Source organism: Chryseobacterium sediminis (genome assembly GCF_008386505.1).
GTDB lineage: Bacteria > Bacteroidota > Bacteroidia > Flavobacteriales > Weeksellaceae > Chryseobacterium > Chryseobacterium sediminis.
Map to the genome: position 1 here is coordinate 2423725 of NZ_VUNZ01000001.1, position 19437 is coordinate 2443161.

At 36.1% G+C, this 19437-nt stretch carries 22 protein-coding genes; 14 read left to right on the forward strand and 8 right to left on the reverse strand.

Annotation, left to right across the window (positions count from 1 at the left end):
• Positions 1-44 precede the first annotated feature (44 nt).
• The 5 genes from FW780_RS10960 (at position 45) to FW780_RS10980 (ending at position 3366) form a co-directional block, all read left to right on the forward strand.
• Positions 45-653, forward strand: coding sequence for a DUF4919 domain-containing protein (locus FW780_RS10960; RefSeq protein ID WP_228460126.1), 609 nt, complete (start codon positions 45-47; stop codon positions 651-653).
• Positions 654-847: 194 nt separating this feature from the next.
• Positions 848-1699: an alpha/beta fold hydrolase gene (locus FW780_RS10965; RefSeq protein WP_149833609.1), complete on the forward strand. Its 852-nt coding sequence runs from the start codon at positions 848-850 to the stop codon at positions 1697-1699.
• Entirely contained in the window at positions 1699-2169 is a 471-nt protein-coding gene (locus FW780_RS10970) for an RNA polymerase sigma factor (protein ID WP_149833610.1), read from the forward strand. The genes FW780_RS10965 and FW780_RS10970 overlap by 1 nt, the downstream gene beginning before the upstream one ends.
• Positions 2159-2752, forward strand: a complete 594-nt coding sequence (locus FW780_RS10975) for a hypothetical protein (protein ID WP_149833611.1) — start codon at positions 2159-2161, stop codon at positions 2750-2752. Before FW780_RS10970 ends, FW780_RS10975 begins: the two co-directional genes overlap by 11 nt.
• Positions 2749-3366, forward strand: a complete 618-nt coding sequence (locus FW780_RS10980; protein ID WP_149833612.1) for a class I SAM-dependent methyltransferase — start codon at positions 2749-2751, stop codon at positions 3364-3366. The genes FW780_RS10975 and FW780_RS10980 overlap by 4 nt, the downstream gene beginning before the upstream one ends.
• Positions 3367-3460: 94 nt before the next feature.
• Here the strand turns inward: FW780_RS10980 and FW780_RS10985 are convergent, their stop codons facing one another.
• The 4 genes from FW780_RS10985 to truA form a co-directional block, all read right to left on the reverse strand.
• On the reverse strand, positions 3461-5218 hold the full coding sequence (locus tag FW780_RS10985) for an ABC transporter ATP-binding protein (RefSeq protein WP_149833613.1): 1758 nt from the start codon (positions 5216-5218) through the stop codon (positions 3461-3463).
• A gap of 131 nt (positions 5219-5349) precedes the next feature.
• The gene (locus tag FW780_RS10990; RefSeq protein WP_149833614.1) at positions 5350-6120 is read right to left on the reverse strand and encodes an alpha/beta hydrolase; all 771 of its coding nucleotides are present in this window, start codon (positions 6118-6120) and stop codon (positions 5350-5352) included.
• A gap of 86 nt (positions 6121-6206) precedes the next feature.
• Entirely contained in the window at positions 6207-6794 is a 588-nt protein-coding gene (locus FW780_RS10995; protein ID WP_149833615.1) for a Crp/Fnr family transcriptional regulator, read from the reverse strand.
• Positions 6795-6849: 55 nt separating this feature from the next.
• Positions 6850-7602 carry a tRNA pseudouridine(38-40) synthase TruA gene (truA, locus tag FW780_RS11000; RefSeq protein WP_241676888.1) on the reverse strand — a complete coding sequence of 251 codons (753 nt, stop codon included), beginning with the start codon at positions 7600-7602 and terminating at the stop codon, positions 6850-6852.
• 88 nt (positions 7603-7690) lie between these two features.
• On the opposite strand from truA, the gene lpxK reads away from it, so the two are divergent.
• The 6 genes from lpxK to FW780_RS11030 all read left to right on the forward strand — a co-directional run bounded on the left by lpxK (position 7691) and on the right by FW780_RS11030 (position 13494).
• Entirely contained in the window at positions 7691-8716 is a 1026-nt protein-coding gene (gene lpxK, locus FW780_RS11005) for a tetraacyldisaccharide 4'-kinase (RefSeq protein WP_149833617.1), read from the forward strand.
• On the forward strand, positions 8700-9515 hold the full coding sequence (locus FW780_RS11010; protein WP_149833618.1) for a purine-nucleoside phosphorylase: 816 nt from the start codon (positions 8700-8702) through the stop codon (positions 9513-9515). Before lpxK ends, FW780_RS11010 begins: the two co-directional genes overlap by 17 nt.
• A gap of 117 nt (positions 9516-9632) precedes the next feature.
• Positions 9633-10148 (forward strand): TlpA family protein disulfide reductase, encoded by a 516-nt coding sequence (locus FW780_RS11015; protein WP_149833619.1) that lies wholly within the window; start codon positions 9633-9635, stop codon positions 10146-10148.
• 89 nt (positions 10149-10237) lie between these two features.
• Complete coding sequence (locus FW780_RS11020) at positions 10238-10690, forward strand: GNAT family N-acetyltransferase (protein WP_149833620.1); 453 nt, start codon at positions 10238-10240, stop codon at positions 10688-10690.
• A gap of 189 nt (positions 10691-10879) precedes the next feature.
• The gene (dinB, locus tag FW780_RS11025; RefSeq protein ID WP_149833621.1) at positions 10880-11977 is read left to right on the forward strand and encodes a DNA polymerase IV; all 1098 of its coding nucleotides are present in this window, start codon (positions 10880-10882) and stop codon (positions 11975-11977) included.
• 44 nt (positions 11978-12021) lie between these two features.
• Positions 12022-13494, forward strand: coding sequence for an alpha-amylase (locus tag FW780_RS11030; protein ID WP_149833622.1), 1473 nt, complete (start codon positions 12022-12024; stop codon positions 13492-13494).
• Between the two features lie 76 nt (positions 13495-13570).
• On the opposite strand, the gene FW780_RS22405 is transcribed toward FW780_RS11030, so the two are convergent.
• The 3 genes from FW780_RS22405 to FW780_RS11040 form a co-directional block, all read right to left on the reverse strand.
• Positions 13571-13738 (reverse strand): hypothetical protein, encoded by a 168-nt coding sequence (locus FW780_RS22405; RefSeq protein ID WP_167510678.1) that lies wholly within the window; start codon positions 13736-13738, stop codon positions 13571-13573.
• Between the two features lie 251 nt (positions 13739-13989).
• Positions 13990-15333 (reverse strand): carboxylesterase family protein, encoded by a 1344-nt coding sequence (locus tag FW780_RS11035; RefSeq protein WP_241676889.1) that lies wholly within the window; start codon positions 15331-15333, stop codon positions 13990-13992.
• 127 nt (positions 15334-15460) lie between these two features.
• Positions 15461-16363 carry a helix-turn-helix domain-containing protein gene (locus FW780_RS11040; protein WP_149833623.1) on the reverse strand — a complete coding sequence of 301 codons (903 nt, stop codon included), beginning with the start codon at positions 16361-16363 and terminating at the stop codon, positions 15461-15463.
• Between the two features lie 131 nt (positions 16364-16494).
• On the opposite strand from FW780_RS11040, the gene FW780_RS11045 reads away from it, so the two are divergent.
• Positions 16495-16899: a cupin domain-containing protein gene (locus tag FW780_RS11045; protein ID WP_149833624.1), complete on the forward strand. Its 405-nt coding sequence runs from the start codon at positions 16495-16497 to the stop codon at positions 16897-16899.
• A 23-nt stretch (positions 16900-16922) separates the two neighbouring features.
• Positions 16923-17975, forward strand: coding sequence for an NAD(P)-dependent alcohol dehydrogenase (locus tag FW780_RS11050; RefSeq protein ID WP_149833625.1), 1053 nt, complete (start codon positions 16923-16925; stop codon positions 17973-17975).
• 53 nt (positions 17976-18028) lie between these two features.
• On the opposite strand, the gene FW780_RS11055 is transcribed toward FW780_RS11050, so the two are convergent.
• Complete coding sequence (locus tag FW780_RS11055; protein WP_149833626.1) at positions 18029-18457, reverse strand: winged helix-turn-helix transcriptional regulator; 429 nt, start codon at positions 18455-18457, stop codon at positions 18029-18031.
• Positions 18458-18540: 83 nt separating this feature from the next.
• On the opposite strand from FW780_RS11055, the gene FW780_RS11060 reads away from it, so the two are divergent.
• Positions 18541-19419 (forward strand): NAD(P)H-binding protein, encoded by an 879-nt coding sequence (locus tag FW780_RS11060; RefSeq protein WP_149833627.1) that lies wholly within the window; start codon positions 18541-18543, stop codon positions 19417-19419.
• Positions 19420-19437 lie beyond the last annotated feature (18 nt).

Below are 19437 nucleotides of genomic sequence, written 5' to 3' on the forward strand. Positions count from 1 at the left end.
CTTTATTTTTTTTAACACTGCTTACTTTCCTTCACGCCCAAAAAATGGAATTTAAGGCACCTGACTATTCTTTAATTCAAAAAAATATTGAAGATAAAAACTCGGAATTCTATTATCCGAAGCTTTTAAAAAGATTAAAACAAAATGATACGCTTCTTACAAGCAATCAATATCGCCATCTTTACTTCGGATATACCTTTCAAAAAGACTATCAACCGTATAAAACAGGAAAGAAAGCTGAAGAAGTAGCCAAATATTATCGTGGAGAAGGGATTTCACAAAAAGATCTTTCCAAAGGAATTCAACTATTTATAGATGCTTTAGATGAAAATCCGCTGGATCTGCGTGCCATGAATTATCTTGCTTATTTATACCATTTAAATAAAGATGATGACACTGCTGAAAAAATTGCCGGAAATTTCCATGGATTACTCAATGCTATTCTTACTTCAGGTGATGGATTGAAGTGTGAAACAGGATTTCACGTTATTTCCGTTACAGATGAATATGTACTTTTGAACAGATTCCAAATGGAAACCAAGGCACAAAGCCATAATGGAAAATGCGATTATCAGGAATTTGAAAAAGACAAATATAAAATTCCGGGATTTTATTTTGATATCAGCCGGTTTTATGGAAGAATATTAGATTAATCTTTTTGTACTCTATTCACAAGTTCACTAAAACTTACTAGTAAGTCCGTAAAATATTTTCATATCATTTTTCCCTAATGATGAGGGTTTCGGGGCAAGGAGGAATATTTTTTTCAAAAAAAATCAAAATCTGGTGTAACATTTTTTTAAGGTTCGTCTCTAAAAGGCAAATAAACTTTAAAACTTTAGAAATCATGAAAAAATTTACATTCCTTCTTATCATCATGTTATTTTTCTTAGCGGTATGCAATATATTCGGTCAGGAAACAGCCTATCCGTTTGAAGTAAAGAAAACCGGAAAAGGAAATCAGTCATTAATTTTCATTCCGGGGTTTGCCTCTTCCGGAGATGTATGGAGCGAAACGACTGCAAAATTTGAAAAAAACTTCACTTGCTACACTTTAACGATGGCTGGATTTGCCGGAACACAACCACAGGCAGACGCCAGCTTTAAAGACTGGGAAAAAGGAATTGCTGCTTATATAAAGAATAATAAAATTGACAAACCTATTATCATCGGACATAGTATGGGAGGCGGTCTTGCCTTGGCTATTGCCGCAGATTATCCTGAGCTGGTAGGGAAAATTGTCATTGTAGACACATTACCTTGTCTGGCTGCAATATCTGATCCCAATTTTACTTCTAAAGAAAATAATGACTGCTCCTCTACTATTACTCAATTAACGGCTATGAGTGATGATCAGTTCCGCAAAATGCAGACACAGACTATGCCGCGTCTTCTGGCTGACACTTCCATGCAGGAAACGGTGATCAACTGGAGCATGAAATCTGACCGAAAAACATTTGCTAAAATGTACTGTGACTTTTCTAATACCGATCTGAGAGATAAGATTAAAAATATACAATGCCCTTCTCTTATTCTTCTGGAGTCATTTTTTGCCAATCTGAAACCTACCATTGAAGGCCAATACAAAAATTTGAAAAATGCCAATATGCAGTATGCTTCAAAAGGATTACATTTCATCATGTATGATGATAAGGATTGGTATTTTAATCAGCTTACTCACTTTTTATCTGCGAAATAATGGTTTTTGAGGAGATATACGAACTCTACTGGCAAAGGATATTCCGTCTATGCATGGGATATGTGAATGATCCTGATCTCGCTCAGGATCTTGCCCAGGAAACCTTTATCATTGTATGGCAGCAGCTTCCGAAATTCAGAAATGAATCCAGCATAGGAACATGGATCTTCAGAATTGCTTCTAATAATTGCTTCCGACAGATTGAAAAGGAAAAGAAATTTGCAAAAACTGACCTGCCCATTAATCTGGAAGAAAAAAAGCAGGAATCTATGGAACCTCAGATTCAAATGCTGTATCAGTTTATTTCGGAGCTGCCGGAAACGGACAGAATTATTATTTCATTGGAGCTGGAAGAGGTAAAGCAGGCTGAGATTGCCCATATCGTAGGACTTTCGGAATCCAATATACGGGTAAAAATTCACAGGATAAAAGAAAAATTAACACAAAAGTTTAAAGAAAATGGATACTAATATCGATTTCAAAAATATATGGAAAAAGCAGACTTCCAACAAGCCCAATCTGGAAGAGCTTCTTGGAAAGCTGAAGAAATTCAGAAGTCAAAATCTGCGTAAACTGATCCTGGCCAATATTGCATTAATCATCACCTCATTATTAATTATTTATATCTGGTATCGTTTCCAGCCTCAGATGATTACTACAAAAATTGGGATTGTGCTTGTCATTCTGGCTATGGTAATGTTTCTTTTTGCTTATAATAAAATGTTTATGGTTTTTTATAAAATTGATCAAACTCAGTCGAACAATGAGTATCTCCAGAGTTTATATGTGGTAAAGAGTAAGCAGAAATTTATGCAGACCACCATACTCAACTTATATTTTATTATGCTTTCTCTGGGAATATGTTTTTATATGTATGAATACACTTCAAGAATGACATTAGGCTCAGCGATTCTGACTTATGCAGTAACATTCGCATGGATTGCTTTCAACTGGTTTTATCTGAGACCGAAAACAATAAAGAAACAACAGGGGAAACTTGATGAATTAATTAATAAATTTGAAGAGATAAACAATCAATTAAAAGAATCATGAGTTCTTCAGACAACAAAAGCCATTGGGAAAATGTATATGAATCCAAAAATCCTGACCAGGTAAGCTGGACTCAGAAAAAACCTCAGACATCACTTGATTTTATAAGGTCTTCCGGATTGGGAAAGAACGCCAGAATCATTGATATCGGTGGCGGAGACAGCAATCTTGTTGATTTTCTTCTTGAGGATGGCTATGAAAATATTACAGTCCTTGATATTTCAGCCAAAGCTCTGGAAAAAGCACAGAAAAGACTTGGAGATAAAGCTGGTAAAGTAAAATGGATGGTGACCGATATTACCGCTTTTGAACCCATGGAAACTTATGATATCTGGCATGACAGAGCGGCTTTTCACTTCCTGACAACTCCGGAACAGGTTTCAAAATATATTGATATTGCAGAAAAGAATGTGAATAACTTTATGATCATTGGAACTTTTTCTAAAAATGGTCCCACCAAATGCAGCGGATTGGATATTCAACAGTATGATGAAGAATCATTGTATGAAAAATTTGAAAAAAGTTTTACAAAAATTAAGTGTATTACTGAAGATCATACCACTCCTTTTGAGACCGTTCAGAATTTTGTTTTCTGCAGTTTTAAAAAGCATTCATAAAAATAATCAATGTAAAAGGTTAGATTACTTCATAAAAAAGAGAGTCATAGTGACTCTCTTTTTGTTTATATAAACTATGAAATAGTTCTTTACATTATGATTCTTTTTCTTCCTCCATTTCCACTTCATGACGAAGCTGGGCTTTATAAAGAGTAGAATAATATCCGTTCTTATCCAGAAGCTCAAGATGCTTACCCTCTTCTACTATTTTACCGTGTTCCATCACAATAATCTTATCAGCTTTCTCAATCGTAGAAAGTCTGTGAGCTATAATAATGGACGTTCTGTTTTTAGTAATTTTTTCTGTTGCTCTCTGAATCAGCTTTTCACTTTCATGGTCAATGGAAGACGTTGCTTCATCCAGGATTAAAATTTTCGGATCTGATAAATAGGCTCTCAGGAAAGACAGCAATTGTCTCTGGCCTAAAGATATTGACGATCCTCGTTCACTCACTACATAATCATATCCTCCGGGAAGCTGCTGGATAAACTGGTCTACCTCAATTTCTCTGGCACCGGCTTTTATTTTATCTAAAGTTATGCTGTCATCTCCGAAAGAAAGGTTTTCAAAAATACTTCCATGGAAAAGGAAAACATCCTGTAAAACTACTCCGATGTGGCTTCTCAGATTATAAAGTTCATAATCTTTTAAATTCACATCGTCAATCAGAATATTTCCGGAATTGATATCATACAGTCTTGTGATCAAACTGATAATGGTAGACTTTCCGGCACCCGTTGCTCCTACAATAGCTACTGTTTCTCCCGGATTTACTTTAAAATCAATACCTTTCAGAACCTCCTGTTTTTCATCATAGGCAAAATGGACTTTCTGGAATTCAATTTTTCCGGCAAAATGATCTTTTTTCACTGTTCCGTTATTTGGCATTCCATTTTCTTCATCCATTAATCCCAATACTCTTTCTGCACCTACAATCCCTCGCTGGATATTGTTGAAACGGTCAGCGATCTGTCTCAAAGGACGAATCAGCATTGAAATATACTGGATAAAGGCAATTACCACCCCGGCACTGATCGTAATATAACCGCCATAGAAAAGGATAAATCCTATGAATAATGAAGAGATAAGTTCCACTACAGGAAAGAACAGTGAGAAAATAAATACGGTTCTCAGCAATGCTCCCTTTAGCGTAATATTAATATCATCAAATTTCTTGAATTCAGATTCCTGTCTGTTGAATACCTGAATAATAGACATCCCCGCCAGTCTTTCCTGAACAAAAGAGTTCTGATTGGCCGTCCAGTTTCTCTCATCTCCAAAAGCTTTCTTCAGTCTTTTCTGGAAAAACCTTGTAATGACTACCATTAAAGGTAAAATCGCCAGTGTAATGTAACTCAGATGAACATTGGTACTGAACATCATGATCAATACAAATACAATTCTCAGAATATCCCCGAAAACCATCAGGAAGCCATCCGTATAAACAGTGGCAATTGTTTCCACATCTCCTACCGCACGCGTTACCAACTGCCCGATAGGCGTTTTATCAAAAAATGAAGTCTTAAAATAAATCAGCTTAGCATATAACCGCTCTCTGATATCCCTGATCACATTCTGCGAGATAAAATTTGAAAAATAAACCAGGAAAAAGTTTAAAATCGTTTCCGCAAACACTAATCCTACAAGGATATAGATATGTTTCATCATCAAAGCTTTATCATGCAGCTTTGTAATGTCATTATCTACCACCTGCATAGTAAGATACGGCCTGTAAGTAGAAACAATCGAAAGGAATATGGAAATTATAAGGGTAAGGATGAACCATGAACGAAATTTCATTCCGATAAAGAACAGCCTTTTTATAATCCCCCAGGTATCTTGTTTTTTCATTGTACGAATCGAAAGAAAGAATTAAAATAAAATTCTATGCAAAAATAAGACTTTATAACCGGACTGCCTTTACAACTTTTGCAAATCGTCATAGAAAATTTCAGATACCTACCATTTACAATATGAATATATTAAGCATTCTTTTGTATCCAGCCCAAAACATATTCTGCTACTTCCTCCCAATTTTTTTCACCACAAATGAAATGGCTTCTGCCTGCAAACTCTTTAAAATCTACAATACTGCCGGAATCTTTATAAGCTCCTGCTATTTTTTTTGAAAATGATGCAGGAAAAATTTTATCATTAGAACCTGCAATGAACAGTAATGGCTGGTGCGGTTTCTTTAGATTCAATTTTGCAGAGGCTTTAAACAAAGGATCTCTAGCCAGTTTTCTACTTTCAGGAGCGGCTACTCTTTCATAAAGTTTATCACTTTCTTCCTTAGAATAATTATTAAAAAAAGCTTTATGATACCATTCTTTCGTTCCTAAAAAGGGACTGTTTCCTTTAAAGAAGTTAACCACCGGCCAAACGATTTTTACCGTAGAAAAAGGAGCCATTATATTTTTTGGGGGAGCCCCGTCTATGCTTACACCTGCTGCTGCCTTTCCCATATCAATCAGTTTCTGAACCATAAGTCCTCCGAATGAATGCCCGATAACTATAGGTTTTTCGGGAAGACTGTCAATCAGCTTTACAAGATTATCCACAGTATCATCAAAGCTTACATGTCGTAATTCTTGGGGAATATTATTTTTTAAATTCACAGGGTCTCCTTCATGTCCCGGATTGGACGGTGTATGTACGGTATACCCCTGAGTTTCAAAATAATTTTTCCATTCTTTCCAGCTTGTATTATTCACAAATAATCCATGAATTAATACGATAGTTTTTGTTTTCATATTTTTTACTTTTTTGTATTGTTAAAATGATGAAACAAATTTCCGCAGATAAAATGACGAAAACTTTAACTCAGGTTAAAATCGTACTATTTACCTGAAATTCTTTTTCTTATCCTGCTCAGAGAAGGCCCCTGAACACCCAGATAAGAAGAGATATGATAAAGCGGAACATTACTGAAAATATCCGGATGCTCTTTCATCAGATCCAGATATCGTTCTTCAGGAGATTTTAATAAAAACCCTTCCACTCTTGTCATCGTAACATTAAAAGCTTCCTGCGCAAGAAGGCGTCCGAACTTTTCCCACTGGTGAGATTGTTTATAAAGCGAAAGCAAATCTGAATGCCGGATATAAATAATAGAAGCATCCGTAAGAGACTGAGTAAAATAGTCACACGGAATCTGATTAAGAAAACTTTTAAAGGGAACGACAAAACCATTAGCAGAATACAGAAATACATTCTTTTCTTCCCCTGTCTCTCCATTGATGACATAAGAACGAAAAACACCTTCAACAATGAATCCCAAATATGAACAAACATTGCCCTGAAGATTATAAAATTCTCCTTTTTTATATTCTTTGGGAAGCCAAAACTCTTCGGACAATCTGAAATCTTCTTCTGAAAGTCCTGCAAAATGATGCAATGCAAAAGCAAGTTTCTCAATTTCAGTCATAGTTATTTATTTTATTGAAAATTAAACTATTTCTATGATGAATTGATGAAAAATTTTAAAATTCGTATCCTACATCCACCAGATACAATCCATGTCCTGGAGCTGAAGTTCCGGCAGCGTTTCGGTTTTTATCTTCAATCACAGTACGAAGATCTTCCGGTTTCAGTTTTCCTGTACCTATTTCTACCATTGTTCCAACAATAGCACGAACCATATTTCTCAAAAAACGATTAGCTGAAACGGTAAATTTCAGTTCTGATCCGTTTTGCTCCCATACTGCTTTATACATTTTGCAGATATTGGTTTTGTTGTCGGTTTTTAATTTGGCAAAACTGGTGAAATCCTCATATTCAAAAAGAATCTTACAGGCTTCATTCATGGCATCAATATCCAAAGATCTTTTCCAGTGCTGCCAAGCAGATTCCTGAGTGAACGGATTTTTTTCCAGTGAGATATAATATTCGTAGGTTCTGTACGTAGCATCAAAACGGGCATGAAAATCATCTTTTACCGGAAAAATCCTTTTAATGGAAATATCAGGCGGAAGAAAACTGTTCAATCTGCGTGGAAGCTGGTCATTCACTTCCTGTTCGGTATCAAAATGAGCAAATATTTTTTTGGCATGAACCCCTGTATCAGTTCTTCCTGCACCTGTAGTTTTAATCTCTTCGCGCAAAATTGTAGACAGCGCTTTTTCCAGTTCTTCCTGTACAGAAATGGCATCCGGCTGTATCTGGTAACCGAAATAATTCTTTCCGTTGTAAGAAAATTCTATAAAGTATCTCAATGTATTGTAATAACTCCACAAAAATACTTTAATTTAACGAAATATTTGTTGAAAAGTCTTTGAGAATATTGCACCAAATGCTTATGAAAATTCCTATTTTTGCAATCGTATGAAAAGATGGTACCTTTATCCTTTTTCCCTCGGTTATCATTTGGTAACGGGTATCCGGAACACAATGTATGATCTGGGAATTTTTAAGTCGACAAAATTCAAAACTCCGATAATCAACGTCGGAAACCTTTCTGTGGGCGGAAGCGGAAAATCCCCCATGGTGATGTATCTTGCCCAATTTCTATCCAAACATTATAGAACTGGTGTGCTTTCGCGAGGATACGGAAGATTGACCAAAGGTTATGAAGTAACCAATTACGATAGCAATTACAAAATGGTAGGTGATGAAGCGATGCAGCTTTTTGAACGTTTTAAAAACCGTTTCGTTATTGCCGTTTCAGAAGAACGTGTTCCCGGAGCCAAAAAAGTAATTGATGATATGGATCTTCAGGTTCTTGTATTGGATGATGCCATGCAGCATAGAGCTATTAAGGCTGGATTCAATATTTTGATGACTGATTTTAACGATCCTTTTTTCAAAGATTATGTGCTTCCTGCCGGTGATCTCAGAGAATCGAGAGCCGGATATAAAAGAGCTAACATTATCATGGTCAGCAAATGCCCTGATGAACTTACTGAAGAAACAAAAAGGTATTATATCTCAAGAATAAGACCTTCTTACGGACAGAAAGTTTTCTTTTCATCTATCGGTTATGACGAAAATGTATACGGAAAAGATAAAATGCTTCCCGATAACAACCTGAATTATTATGATATTTTACTGATCACCGGAATTGCCAATCCTAAACCACTTCTGGAACATCTGGCAAAATTCTCAAAAAGGGTAAAACATTTAAAGTTCAGAGATCATCATAATTTCACGGACGATGATATTAAAAAAATCCTTGCCGAGTATAAAAAATTAGGGGAATATAAACTGATATTAACCACAGAGAAAGACTATGTACGTCTGAAAACTTTTGACTATCTTAGAGAAATTGTTTACTACTGGCCTATCAATGTACTTATTGATAAGAAAGAAGAATTCAATCAAATCATCTTAGATTATGTTAGAAAAAATTAAAGAGACCGCAGATTTTATTAAAAATATTATTCAGGAAAAACCTGATTTTGCGGTTGTTTTAGGATCCGGACTTGGAAAATTACAAGATGAAGTAGAACCGATCCATGTTTTAGAGTACAAAGACATTCCCCACTTTCCACAGACTACAGTAGCCGGACATACCGGCAAGCTTATTTATGGAAATCTGGAAGGAAAAAAAGTTCTGATGATGAGCGGCCGTTTCCATTATTATGAAGGGCATTCTATGGAAACCGTAACTTTCCCGATAAGAGTTTTTCATTTATTAGGTATTCAAAATCTTATTCTTTCCAATGCGTGTGGCGGGGTAAATCCGGCTTATAACGTTGCAGATATTGTCATTTTGAAAGACCATATCAATATGATGCCTGAACATCCACTTCGTGGAAAAAATATAGATGAGCTTGGACCGCGTTTTGTGGATATGAGCGAGCCTTACAACAAAAAAATGATTGCTGTGGCAGAACAGACAGCAGCAGATCATCATATCAAGATCCATCAGGGAGTTTACGTTGCACTACAGGGACCAACTTTTGAAACTCCGGCTGAATATGGTATGATCAAAGCCATTGGCGGAGATATGGTAGGAATGAGTACCGTTCCGGAGGTCATTGTTGCCAGACATATGGGAATGGATGTATTCTGTATGTCGGTCATTACAGATCTTGGCGGACCAGACATTGCGTTAGCCGTTTCTCACGAAGAAGTTTTAAATGCAGCCAATAAAGCAATGCCCAATGTAATTGCCGTTGTAAAAGGTTTGATTAAAAACTACCAATAAAAATCATCCCAATATTCTCATAGAAGCCATCAATATTATAAATTTTTCCTAATTCAGCAGAAATCAATCTCAGATTGCAATTCATTGTTTAGATTTGTACAAATGAAATTGTACGAAATGAGAAAGTTGATATTAATTTTAATGATGGGTATTTTTGGAATAAGTTATTCACAAAAAGTTCCTGCCGTTCTTAAAACAGGGTTTTCAAAAGAAGCTTTACAACAGAAACTGGAAGATGAAGAAGGAAAATCCATTACAATCCAGCAAATTCTTGATCAGCATAAAGAAAAAGTTTTGGTCATTGATTTTTGGGCAGGCTGGTGTAGAGATTGCCTAAAAGCACTTCCAAAAGCCAAAGAATTAGAAGAAAATAATAAGAATATTGATTTTGTATTTTTATCATTAGACCGTTCAAAAGAAGGGTTTGAAAAAAGTCTTGAAAGATTTGATATGAAACACAAAGAAAATTATTGGTTTTCTACAGGCTGGAAAAATGATTTTAATAATTATGTAGATCTTAACTGGATTCCAAGATATATGGTGATCGATCAGAAGTCTTCTATCGCAAAATATTACGCGATATCTCCTGAAGATCCTGAACTTCAACAAACCATAGATAAACTATTAAAATAGCTTTCATTTATTTTAATCCAAAAAAACGTAAAAAACTCATTGAAAACCTTTGCTTTCAATGAGTTTTAAAATTTTAGATATATAACACTATGATCACAAGAGAAGCTACAGAACAGGATTTAGAAATTCTTTTAGAATTTGAACAGGGAATTGTTACTGCTGAAAGACCTTTCAACAGCACACTTATTGAAGGAGAGATTCATTATTATGATTTAAAACATCTGATACAATCTCCGGACGCTACTGTAATTGTCGTTGAAGAGAATAATGAAATCATTGCATCCGGGTATGCTCTGATCAAAAAGGCAGAAAAGGATTATTATCAGTTTAAAGAATACGCTTATCTCGGTTTTATGTATGTAAAGCCGGAACACAGAGGGAAAGGAATCAATAAAGTAATTACAGATGAACTTATTTCCTGGTCGAAATCAAGAGGAATCAGTGAAGTAAGGCTTGATGTATACGCTCAAAATGAATCTGCTATAAAAGCTTATGAAAAAGCAGGTTTTGAACCTCATCTTCTCACCATGAGACTGAAATAGTAAAAGATTGGAAGCAGGAAAATTGAAGATGGAAGTTATTTCAGTGCAATGAATAATCAATTATTCTTTACTTAACTTTCAATAAATGGACATTCAATTTTATATCGCCCTCATGAACTTCCCTCTTCCAGCCTCAAACTTCCTCTCTATAAAAATTTACCGTAAATAAAGGAATCCATATCTTTGTATATGGATTTTTCTTTGCCGCTTCGTAAAATTATTCACGTTGATATGGACGCATTCTATGCTTCTGTGGAGCAGCATGACAATCCTACATTGAAAGGCAAACCTATTGCTGTTGGAGGGCAGCATCGCGGCGTAGTTGCTGCAGCCAGCTATGAGGCCAGACAATATGGTGTACGCTCCGCAATGCCCAGCAAGACCGCAAAAGAAAAATGTCCCCATCTTATTTTTGTTCCTCCCCGATTTGCTAGATATAAAGAGATCTCCAAAAAGATTCGGGAAATTTTCTATGAATATACTGATCTGGTAGAACCTCTTTCTCTGGATGAAGCTTATCTGGATGTCACCGAAAATAAAAAAGGTATAGAATCTGCCAACCAGATCGCCAAAGAAATCCGTCAGAAAATTTTTGAACAGACGGGTCTTACAGCTTCTGCAGGAATTTCAGTCAATAAGTTTTTGGCTAAAGTAGCTTCCGACATCAATAAACCAAATGGCCAAAAAACAATTCATCCGGACAAAATGGAGCATTTTCTGGAAGAATTACCTGTAGAAAAATTTTATGGTGTTGGAAAAGTTACTGCTAACAAAATGTTTAGTTTAGGTATTTATAAAGGAAAAGATTTAAAGAAAAGATCGCTTGAAGATCTGGTAAGACTTTTCGGGAAGTCCGGGAAACATTATTACAATGTAGTACGCGGTATTCATACTTCTGAAGTAAAACCTCATCGGATTCAGAAAAGTGTAGCGGTAGAGAGAACTTTTTTTGAGGATCTTCTGGATGAACAGCAAATCAATGAAAAACTGGAAAGCCTTGCTCAGGAAATCCATCAGAGATTACAGAAAAATAATATTCTTGGAAGGACTTTAACTTTAAAAATAAAATATAAAGACTTCTCTCTTTTTACAAGGAGTATAACAAGGGAAGATTATTTCTCATCACCCGAACAGTACTTCAGTACGGGAAGGAAACTCTGGGAACTTCGCCCTTTTGATAAAGCTGTACGTCTTTTGGGGCTGTCTCTTTCCCATCTGAATACGGAAGAAAAAAAGCAGATTTCCGTTCAACTAAAAATCCCGTTTGAAGAATTTGAAAATGAGTAGGTCATATTTTTTTGCTAACTTGTATCAACCAAATCAGCAAATTTATGAACCCAACCATGATACAGTTTTTCCACTGGTATTCTGAAGGAGACGGAAAGTTGTGGAAAGAAGCCGAAAAACAGGCCAGATACTTAGCAAAACTTGGGATTACTTCTGTATGGTTTCCCCCAGCTTATAAAGGGACAAATGGCGGTTACTCTACCGGATATGATGCCTATGACCTTTATGATCTTGGAGAGTTTGACCAAAAGGGAACCAAGCCTACAAAATATGGTACTAAAAACGATTATATAAAAGCCATTAAAGCCTTAAAGAAACAAAATATACAAGTGATTGTAGATATTGTGCTGGGACATAAAGCCGGAGGTGATGAGCTTGAAAAATTCAAAGTGGTAAAAGTAGATGAGGAAAACAGAGAAAAAGTGATTTCTGATATCATCGAAATTGAGTCTTATACTAAATTCACCTTTCCCGGAAGAGGAAAAAAATATTCTGATTTTGAATGGAACTTCACCTGTTTCAGCGGTGTAGATTATGCGGAAGGCATGGAATCCCACATTTATAAAATACAGTCTGAATATGGAAATGACTGGGAAGAAATGATTCACGATGAAAAAGGAAATTACGATTATCTGATGTATAATGACATTGAACACCGGAATCCTTTTGTACGGGAAGAACTCAACCATTGGGCCAAGTGGTATTTTGACCTCACTGATTTCGATGGAGTGAGGCTGGATGCTTTGAAGCATATTTCATTCGATTTTTATAAAGAATGGCTCACTATGCTTCGTTCCAATTCTGGAAAAAATATTTTTGCAGTAGGGGAATACTGGGCTCCCGGATATCTTCATCTGCTTCAAAAGTATATTGAGGTGACGGAAGGCTGTATGAGTCTTTTTGACAGTTCTCTTCAAAATAATTTTCATAATGCTTCAAAAGAAGGAAGCTCTTATGATCTGCGCAGAATTTTTGATGAAACTCTTACTCAGGCAGATCCTATGCATGCTGTAAGTTTGGTGGCCAATCATGATACCCAGCCGCTTCAGGATCTTGAGGCACCCGTAGAGTCCTGGTTCAAGCCTATGGCTTATGCTCTGATTTTATTGAGGAAAGATGGATATCCATGTATTTTTTATCCTGATTTATACGGCGCTCATTATGTGGATAAAGATTGGGGAGGTCATGATCAGGAAATATTTATGCCGAAAGTAGACGGAATAGAAGCATTATTAAAAGCAAGAAAGGAACATGCTTATGGTGACCAGCATGATTATTTTGAGGATGCCAATTGCCTTGGATGGGTTCGTACAGGTGATGATGAACATTCAGGATGTGCTGTAGTATTAAGCAATAAAGATGCTTACAACAAACCGATGGAAGTGGGACAGCTTTACGCTGGAAAAAAATTTAAAGATCTTTTGAAGCGATTCAAAGAAAAAGTAATTATTGATGAAAACGGATGGGGAAATTTCCCTGTTCCGGCAGGAAACGTGAGCGTTTGGATTCCTGAATAAGAGTAAATTAAAGAGCCTTGTCAAGGTTTAAAACCTTGACAAGGCTTTCTTTCATTAGTTTGTAAGGATTTGCAGATTAGCAATAAATGTATCGGCAATTCCAAATATCTGTGGCCCATTCACAACATTGCCCGTCTTCGTTGGAAGTACAGCATACTTTACCCCAATTTAGATCACCAGCCTTTACAGTCTTCAGTTCCTCGCGTCTAAGTTTTTTTACTTTGAAATTTTTGTTCGTTTTCATAATTATTATTTTATGGTTTAGTACTTAAATATACATTAAAAATTACAATTACGAATAAACATTTAACAATAACTACTTGATTTAGCGTATATAATTCATAGTAAAATATGAAGATAAATAATAAACGTAGGGATAAACCACCCCGTCAAAAAATTCTTTGAATTTTCGACACCCCTCCAAAGAAAGGGAATATTTGAGTCTCCAGTTGAGATATTTGTTAAAATTAGAAATTTTATAAGCCTGTTATGTGGTTACATCTTTCGGAGTTCCAGAATTTCAGGTCTTTCTGAGGTATCAGATATTTTTCCGGTTCTGGCAAATTTTGTCCAGAGTCCCCGTAGTTTTTTACCATTCTCATGAATACGGCTCCAGGGTATATTTTTCAGCAGTTCGGAAGATTTCCATGCAGATTCATTTCCAAAGATCAAAGGAAGGTCAATACAGTGAGGCGCTCCAATATGATTGTCTTTTAGTTTTGAATGAATTCTGAACAGATAGACATTTCCACCGGCTTCAGCTAAGTTTTCAGCAAACCGTCTTGCCGGAGTTCCATAAATGAATTCTGTAGTCTTTTCAACTGTTTTATCCATAATTTTTAATCCCAGTCCCGTCCCGAAATATTTATTTAAAGCTTCAGAAGTTTTGAGATAAAATGCGGTTTCATCATTATTAAGACCAATGAGTACATCATATTTCTGAGCATTCTTTTTCCACATTCCTACGGATTCTTCTTCTTTGCATAAAGGAAAATATCCGTATTGAGTACCAAAAGGCATTGCAGCTTTCAGACCATATTTCATGATGGATGGTAAAAATTTCCCGTATTCATTCATCATTTTTAACACATCAGTCTCGTCTTTCAATGCTTCTGTTTTTTTCAGAAATTCTGCGGACATTTTCTGTCTCTGATGACGTAAACCTAAAGGCGCACTCTGGATGATAACACGCTGAAACAAATCTTCCACTCCTTCAGAAATCATTAAATGAGCAATTGCATCACCTCCCGAAGACTGTCCGAGAAGGGTAATATTGTTTTCATTCCCGCCGAAATCTGCAATATAATTTTTGATCCACTTTAATGCTTCAATCATATCCAGCAGCCCAAGATTAGCAGGTCTGGCTTCATCTCCGCCTAAAAAACCAAACAATCCCAAACGATACGAAACAGTAACCACGATGACATGTTGTTCTTTCACCCATTCGGAGGGATCCGCAGTCGCAAGATCACCACAGCCTATTTCATGAGATCCTCCGTGAATCCAGACAATAACAGGAAGTTTTTCATTTTCTGAAACTTTTTCAGGACGGGTGATTGAAAGATATTGGGTAGATTCATCAGCTTCAAAGCTTTCTACAGGAGTCGCTCCAATCATTTTTTCCACAAGCGGACTTAAAGCCTGAGGACACACTGGAGTTTTTTCCGGAGAGATAATTATTGAAGATAAGGAAGCTTCTATCGCAATTGGTTTTTGAAATCTTTCAGAATGGGCATACCGGATACTTCGGAACCTGATAATTCCTTCTTTTTTTAACGCTAAAATTCTTCCGAAACGAGTCTCGAAAACAGTGGTGTTCTGCTGATTTGGTGTCATCATTAGAATGGTGAAAACTTTTCTCTCTAAATTTAATTATTTAAAAACAAATTTCACAAATGAAAGCACTAATATCCACTATCTTGAATTATGTTATTTGTGAAAAGATTAGTGATAGTAGTTTAAAAAACTAGTTCAGGATTTTATACTCACTTGGAGAAATACCTACTTTTGTTTTGAATAGTCTTGTAAAATGCTGTGGATATTTGAATCCTAAATCATAGGAAATCTCACTGATTGTCTTAGCCTGATCCATAATCTGCTCTTTGGCGATATCAATAAGTTTGTTGTGGATAAATTCCTGAGCGGAAATTCCAAGCTCTTTTTTAATCAGATCTCCAAAATAATTAGCAGATAAATTCAGTTTTTCTGCAAAGTAATTCACCATTGGGAAACCTATATTTTTAGGATTTTCAGATTTTAAATAATCATCCACTAGATTTTCAAATTTACCGATCACTCCCTGATTGATATGGTCTCTTGTAATAAACTGACGGTCATAAAAGCGCATACAGTAATTCAGAAACAGCTCGATATTGTTTACAATTAAAGATTTGCTGTGTTTATCAATAGGCTGCTCAAGTTCCAGCTGAATATTTTTAAAACATTCCAGAATAATTTCCCGTTCTTTTTCAGAGAGGTGCAAGGCTTCGTGTACATCATATGAGAAAAAGGAATAATCTTTAATATGCTTTCCTAAGTTAGTCCCTTTTATTAAATCCGGATGAAAGATCAGAGCAGAACCTGCGGGCTGAACATATTTATCTTTGTTATAAATTCCATAGGTCTGTCCAGGGGCAATGAAAACCAATGTTCCTTCCTGATAATCGTAGCTGTGTTTTCCATACTGCATGTCTCCGCACATTATATCTTTTAGAAAAATGGTATAAAACCCAAATTTTCTTTTATGCTGACAGATAGGATCAGATTTGGAAAAATCAATGACACTTACCAGCGGATGCAGGGTTTCATGATTGGCCATTTTATTGTATTCCGAAACACTATTATAGATTTCAACCTCCTGATTTTCCATGAAGTATATTTTTATTACTATTCAAAATTACCACTTTCCTGTGTAACTGAAATAGGGTCTGTAAAATTGGTAAGTAATTCGGTAATCTGTATAAGTGTGATTTACTGAAAAGTTTCGACTTTTGTATCGTTATGGAAACTTTTAATACCAACATTTTTCCAAAAGGAGAAAAAGCTCCTGCAGATTATTTCTCCGGAGGCACAGCATGGGTTCATATCGTGAAACCCAATGAAGACAATCTGAACTGCCAGATAGGAAATGTAATTTTTGAGCCAAAATGTAGAAATAACTGGCATTCTCATGGCGGCGGGCAAATTTTAATTGTCACTTCAGGAACAGGATATTATCAGGAAAAAGGTAAACCTGTGCAGATTTTGAACCCGGGGGACATCGTCAATATTCTTCCCGGTATTATCCACTGGCATGGTGCCGGTCCGGACAGCGAATTTACCCATATTGCTATCAATCCCAACACTCAAAATGGAATTGTAGAGTGGCTGCAGCCTGTAACAGATGAAGAATATAGCAATCTATAAACCTAAATAAACTAAATATAAAAATGAGTACAATCACAGTAAAAGCTTATGGTGCAGAGTCTACCACAGCAGATCTGAAAGAAATGAATATTGAAAGAAGAGAAGTAACCTCAAAGGATGTAGAGATTGAAATCTTATATTGTGGGGTATGTCACTCTGATCTTCATACAACGAGAAATGACTGGGGTGGATCTTTGTATCCTGTAGTTCCCGGACATGAAATTGTCGGAAGAATTACCAAGGTAGGCAGCGAAGTTTCCAAATTTAAAGTAGGTGACCTTGCGGGAGTTGGATGTATTGTAGATTCCTGCGGACATTGTGACAGCTGCCAGCATGATCTTGAACAATATTGCTTAAATGGCTTCACAGGAACTTACAATGGTAAGGACAAACATTTGGGAGGTCATACTTTTGGAGGATATTCTCAAAAAGTAGTTGTGGATTCTCACCATGTTTTAAAAGTGCCTGAAAATCTTGATCTTGCAGCAGTAGCTCCACTTCTTTGCGCAGGTATTACCACGTGGTCACCTTTAAAACACTGGAATGTAGGTCCTGGCTCTAAAGTAGCTGTTGTAGGACTTGGTGGTCTGGGGCACATGGCAATTAAATTAGCAAAAGGCTTGGGAGCTGAAGTTACTTTATTCTCAAGAACTCCCGGAAAAACGGATGATGCGAAACAACTTGGCGCTGATCATGTTGTGATATCTACTGATGACGCACAAATGGATTCTGTAAAAGGAAAATTTGATGTAATCATTGATACAGTTCCTTATGTACATGATGTAAATCCGTACGTGGCCACTTTAAATATCAACGGAACTCATGTTCTTGTAGGATATCTGGGAGGTCTGGAACCTATCCTTAATACTGTTCCTATGATTATGGGAAGAAAATCTGTAGCAGGTTCAGTCATTGGAGGTATCGCAGAAACTCAGGAATTATTGAATTTCTGTGGAGAACATAATATTGTTTCAGAAATTGAAATGATCAAAATGCAGGATATCAACGAAGCTTATGAAAGAATGTTGAAAAGTGATGTAAGATACCGTTTCGTAATCGATATGCAGTCTTTGTAATTCTTTTGAAGAATATTAACGAAAACAGGCGCTTCAGATTGAAGCGCCTGTTTTTATTTTTTCAGATTTTGACTAAAAGCATTCTGATCCTGATTCAAGATATATTTGTTTCCTTCAGCACATTTGATATCATTTCTTTCCATATCCTGAAAAGCCCATGCTGCCATAGCATCAATAACAGGCGCAAGTTCGTTGCCAGCTTCACTTAATTTATAGGTTACATGAGGCGGCACTACAGGTTTTGCTGTTCTGATAATTAATCCGTCTGTTTCCAGCTGCTTCAGATGCTGAATGAGCATCTTTTCTGTTACGGCAGGAATTGCTTTTTTCAATTCGCTGTATCTCTTTTCTCCTGTGGAAAGATTAAACAGGATAATGGGTTTCCAGAATCCTCCAATTCTTTCCATAACGTACATTACGGGACAATCCTGTACTGTCTTTCTGTTTTCCTGAATGGTTGAACTTTCTTTGATTGCTGTCATATCTACATACTTTAGGGTAAGTACTTGTATAAAAGTAAGTACAAATATAACTTTGTTCTCAGAAATAAAAAAAATATTTACATATGAAAATCGTAATCACAGGATCATTAGGAAATGTAGCTAAACCATTAGCACAACAATTAATTGCAGAAGGGCATACAATTACTGTAGTAAGCAGCAGTGATGCAAGAAAGCAGGATATTGAATCTCTGGGAGCAACCCCAGCCATAGGTTCAATCACAGACGTTAATTTTTTAACCCAGACATTTGAAGGCGCAGATGCAGTTTTTGTAATGACACCACCAGCGATCAGTCCGGATAAGATTGTGGAAAACACTACCAATGCAGGAAAAAATTATGCTGAAGCTTTAAAAAACGCCAACGTAAAAAGAGCCGTAATGTTAAGTAGTGTAGGCGCTGAATCTCCAGTAGAAAACGGTCCTATCGCAGGTCTTCATAATATCGAAAAAATATATAATAATGTTGAAAATACTTCTTTCACTTTTTTAAGAGCCGGATATTTTTATAATAATTTTTTCAATGATATTCCTTTGATTCAAAATGCAGGAATCATTGGTGGTAATTATCCTGCAAGTATTGAAGTACCTGTAGTACATCCCAATGATATTGCCAAAGCAGCAGCTGAAGAACTGGTAAAAGACAGCAATACAAACAACATCAGATATATTGTAAGTGATGTACGAACAGCTTCTGATTTTGCGAAAGTTTTAGGAGCTTCTGTTAACAAGCCTGAGCTTCCATGGGTAGAATTCTCTGATGAAGATTCTTTAAACGGAATGCTTCAAGCCGGATTACCAACAGATATGGCAAATCTGTATGTTGAAATGGGCAGAGGAATAAGAACAGGAGTTGTACAAAAAGATTTTATCGATCATGGTTCTCCGGTTTCAGGAAATGTTAAGTTAGAAGATTTTGCTAAAGAGTTTTCTTCTAAATTTTAATTCTTAAGTCAATTTCTA

Bases quoted from the DNA above. Each gene is read 5' to 3' on its own strand.
- FW780_RS10960 (WP_228460126.1), top strand. From the start codon at position 45: ATGGAATTTAAGGCACCTGACTATTCTTTAATTCAAAAAAATATTGAA.
- FW780_RS10965 (WP_149833609.1), top strand. From the start codon at position 848: ATGAAAAAATTTACATTCCTTCTTATCATCATGTTATTTTTCTTAGCG.
- FW780_RS10970 (WP_149833610.1), top strand. From the start codon at position 1,699: ATGGTTTTTGAGGAGATATACGAACTCTACTGGCAAAGGATATTCCGT.
- FW780_RS10975 (WP_149833611.1), top strand. From the start codon at position 2,159: ATGGATACTAATATCGATTTCAAAAATATATGGAAAAAGCAGACTTCC.
- FW780_RS10980 (WP_149833612.1), top strand. From the start codon at position 2,749: ATGAGTTCTTCAGACAACAAAAGCCATTGGGAAAATGTATATGAATCC.
- FW780_RS10985 (WP_149833613.1), bottom strand. From the start codon at position 5,218: ATGAAAAAACAAGATACCTGGGGGATTATAAAAAGGCTGTTCTTTATC.
- FW780_RS10990 (WP_149833614.1), bottom strand. From the start codon at position 6,120: ATGAAAACAAAAACTATCGTATTAATTCATGGATTATTTGTGAATAAT.
- FW780_RS10995 (WP_149833615.1), bottom strand. From the start codon at position 6,794: ATGACTGAAATTGAGAAACTTGCTTTTGCATTGCATCATTTTGCAGGA.
- lpxK (WP_149833617.1), top strand. From the start codon at position 7,691: ATGAAAAGATGGTACCTTTATCCTTTTTCCCTCGGTTATCATTTGGTA.
- FW780_RS11010 (WP_149833618.1), top strand. From the start codon at position 8,700: ATGTTAGAAAAAATTAAAGAGACCGCAGATTTTATTAAAAATATTATT.
- FW780_RS11015 (WP_149833619.1), top strand. From the start codon at position 9,633: ATGAGAAAGTTGATATTAATTTTAATGATGGGTATTTTTGGAATAAGT.
- FW780_RS11020 (WP_149833620.1), top strand. From the start codon at position 10,238: ATGATCACAAGAGAAGCTACAGAACAGGATTTAGAAATTCTTTTAGAA.
- dinB (WP_149833621.1), top strand. From the start codon at position 10,880: ATGGATTTTTCTTTGCCGCTTCGTAAAATTATTCACGTTGATATGGAC.
- FW780_RS11030 (WP_149833622.1), top strand. From the start codon at position 12,022: ATGAACCCAACCATGATACAGTTTTTCCACTGGTATTCTGAAGGAGAC.
- FW780_RS22405 (WP_167510678.1), bottom strand. From the start codon at position 13,738: ATGAAAACGAACAAAAATTTCAAAGTAAAAAAACTTAGACGCGAGGAA.
- FW780_RS11035 (WP_241676889.1), bottom strand. From the start codon at position 15,333: ATGATGACACCAAATCAGCAGAACACCACTGTTTTCGAGACTCGTTTC.
- FW780_RS11040 (WP_149833623.1), bottom strand. From the start codon at position 16,363: ATGGAAAATCAGGAGGTTGAAATCTATAATAGTGTTTCGGAATACAAT.
- FW780_RS11045 (WP_149833624.1), top strand. From the start codon at position 16,495: ATGGAAACTTTTAATACCAACATTTTTCCAAAAGGAGAAAAAGCTCCT.
- FW780_RS11050 (WP_149833625.1), top strand. From the start codon at position 16,923: ATGAGTACAATCACAGTAAAAGCTTATGGTGCAGAGTCTACCACAGCA.
- FW780_RS11055 (WP_149833626.1), bottom strand. From the start codon at position 18,457: ATGACAGCAATCAAAGAAAGTTCAACCATTCAGGAAAACAGAAAGACA.
- FW780_RS11060 (WP_149833627.1), top strand. From the start codon at position 18,541: ATGAAAATCGTAATCACAGGATCATTAGGAAATGTAGCTAAACCATTA.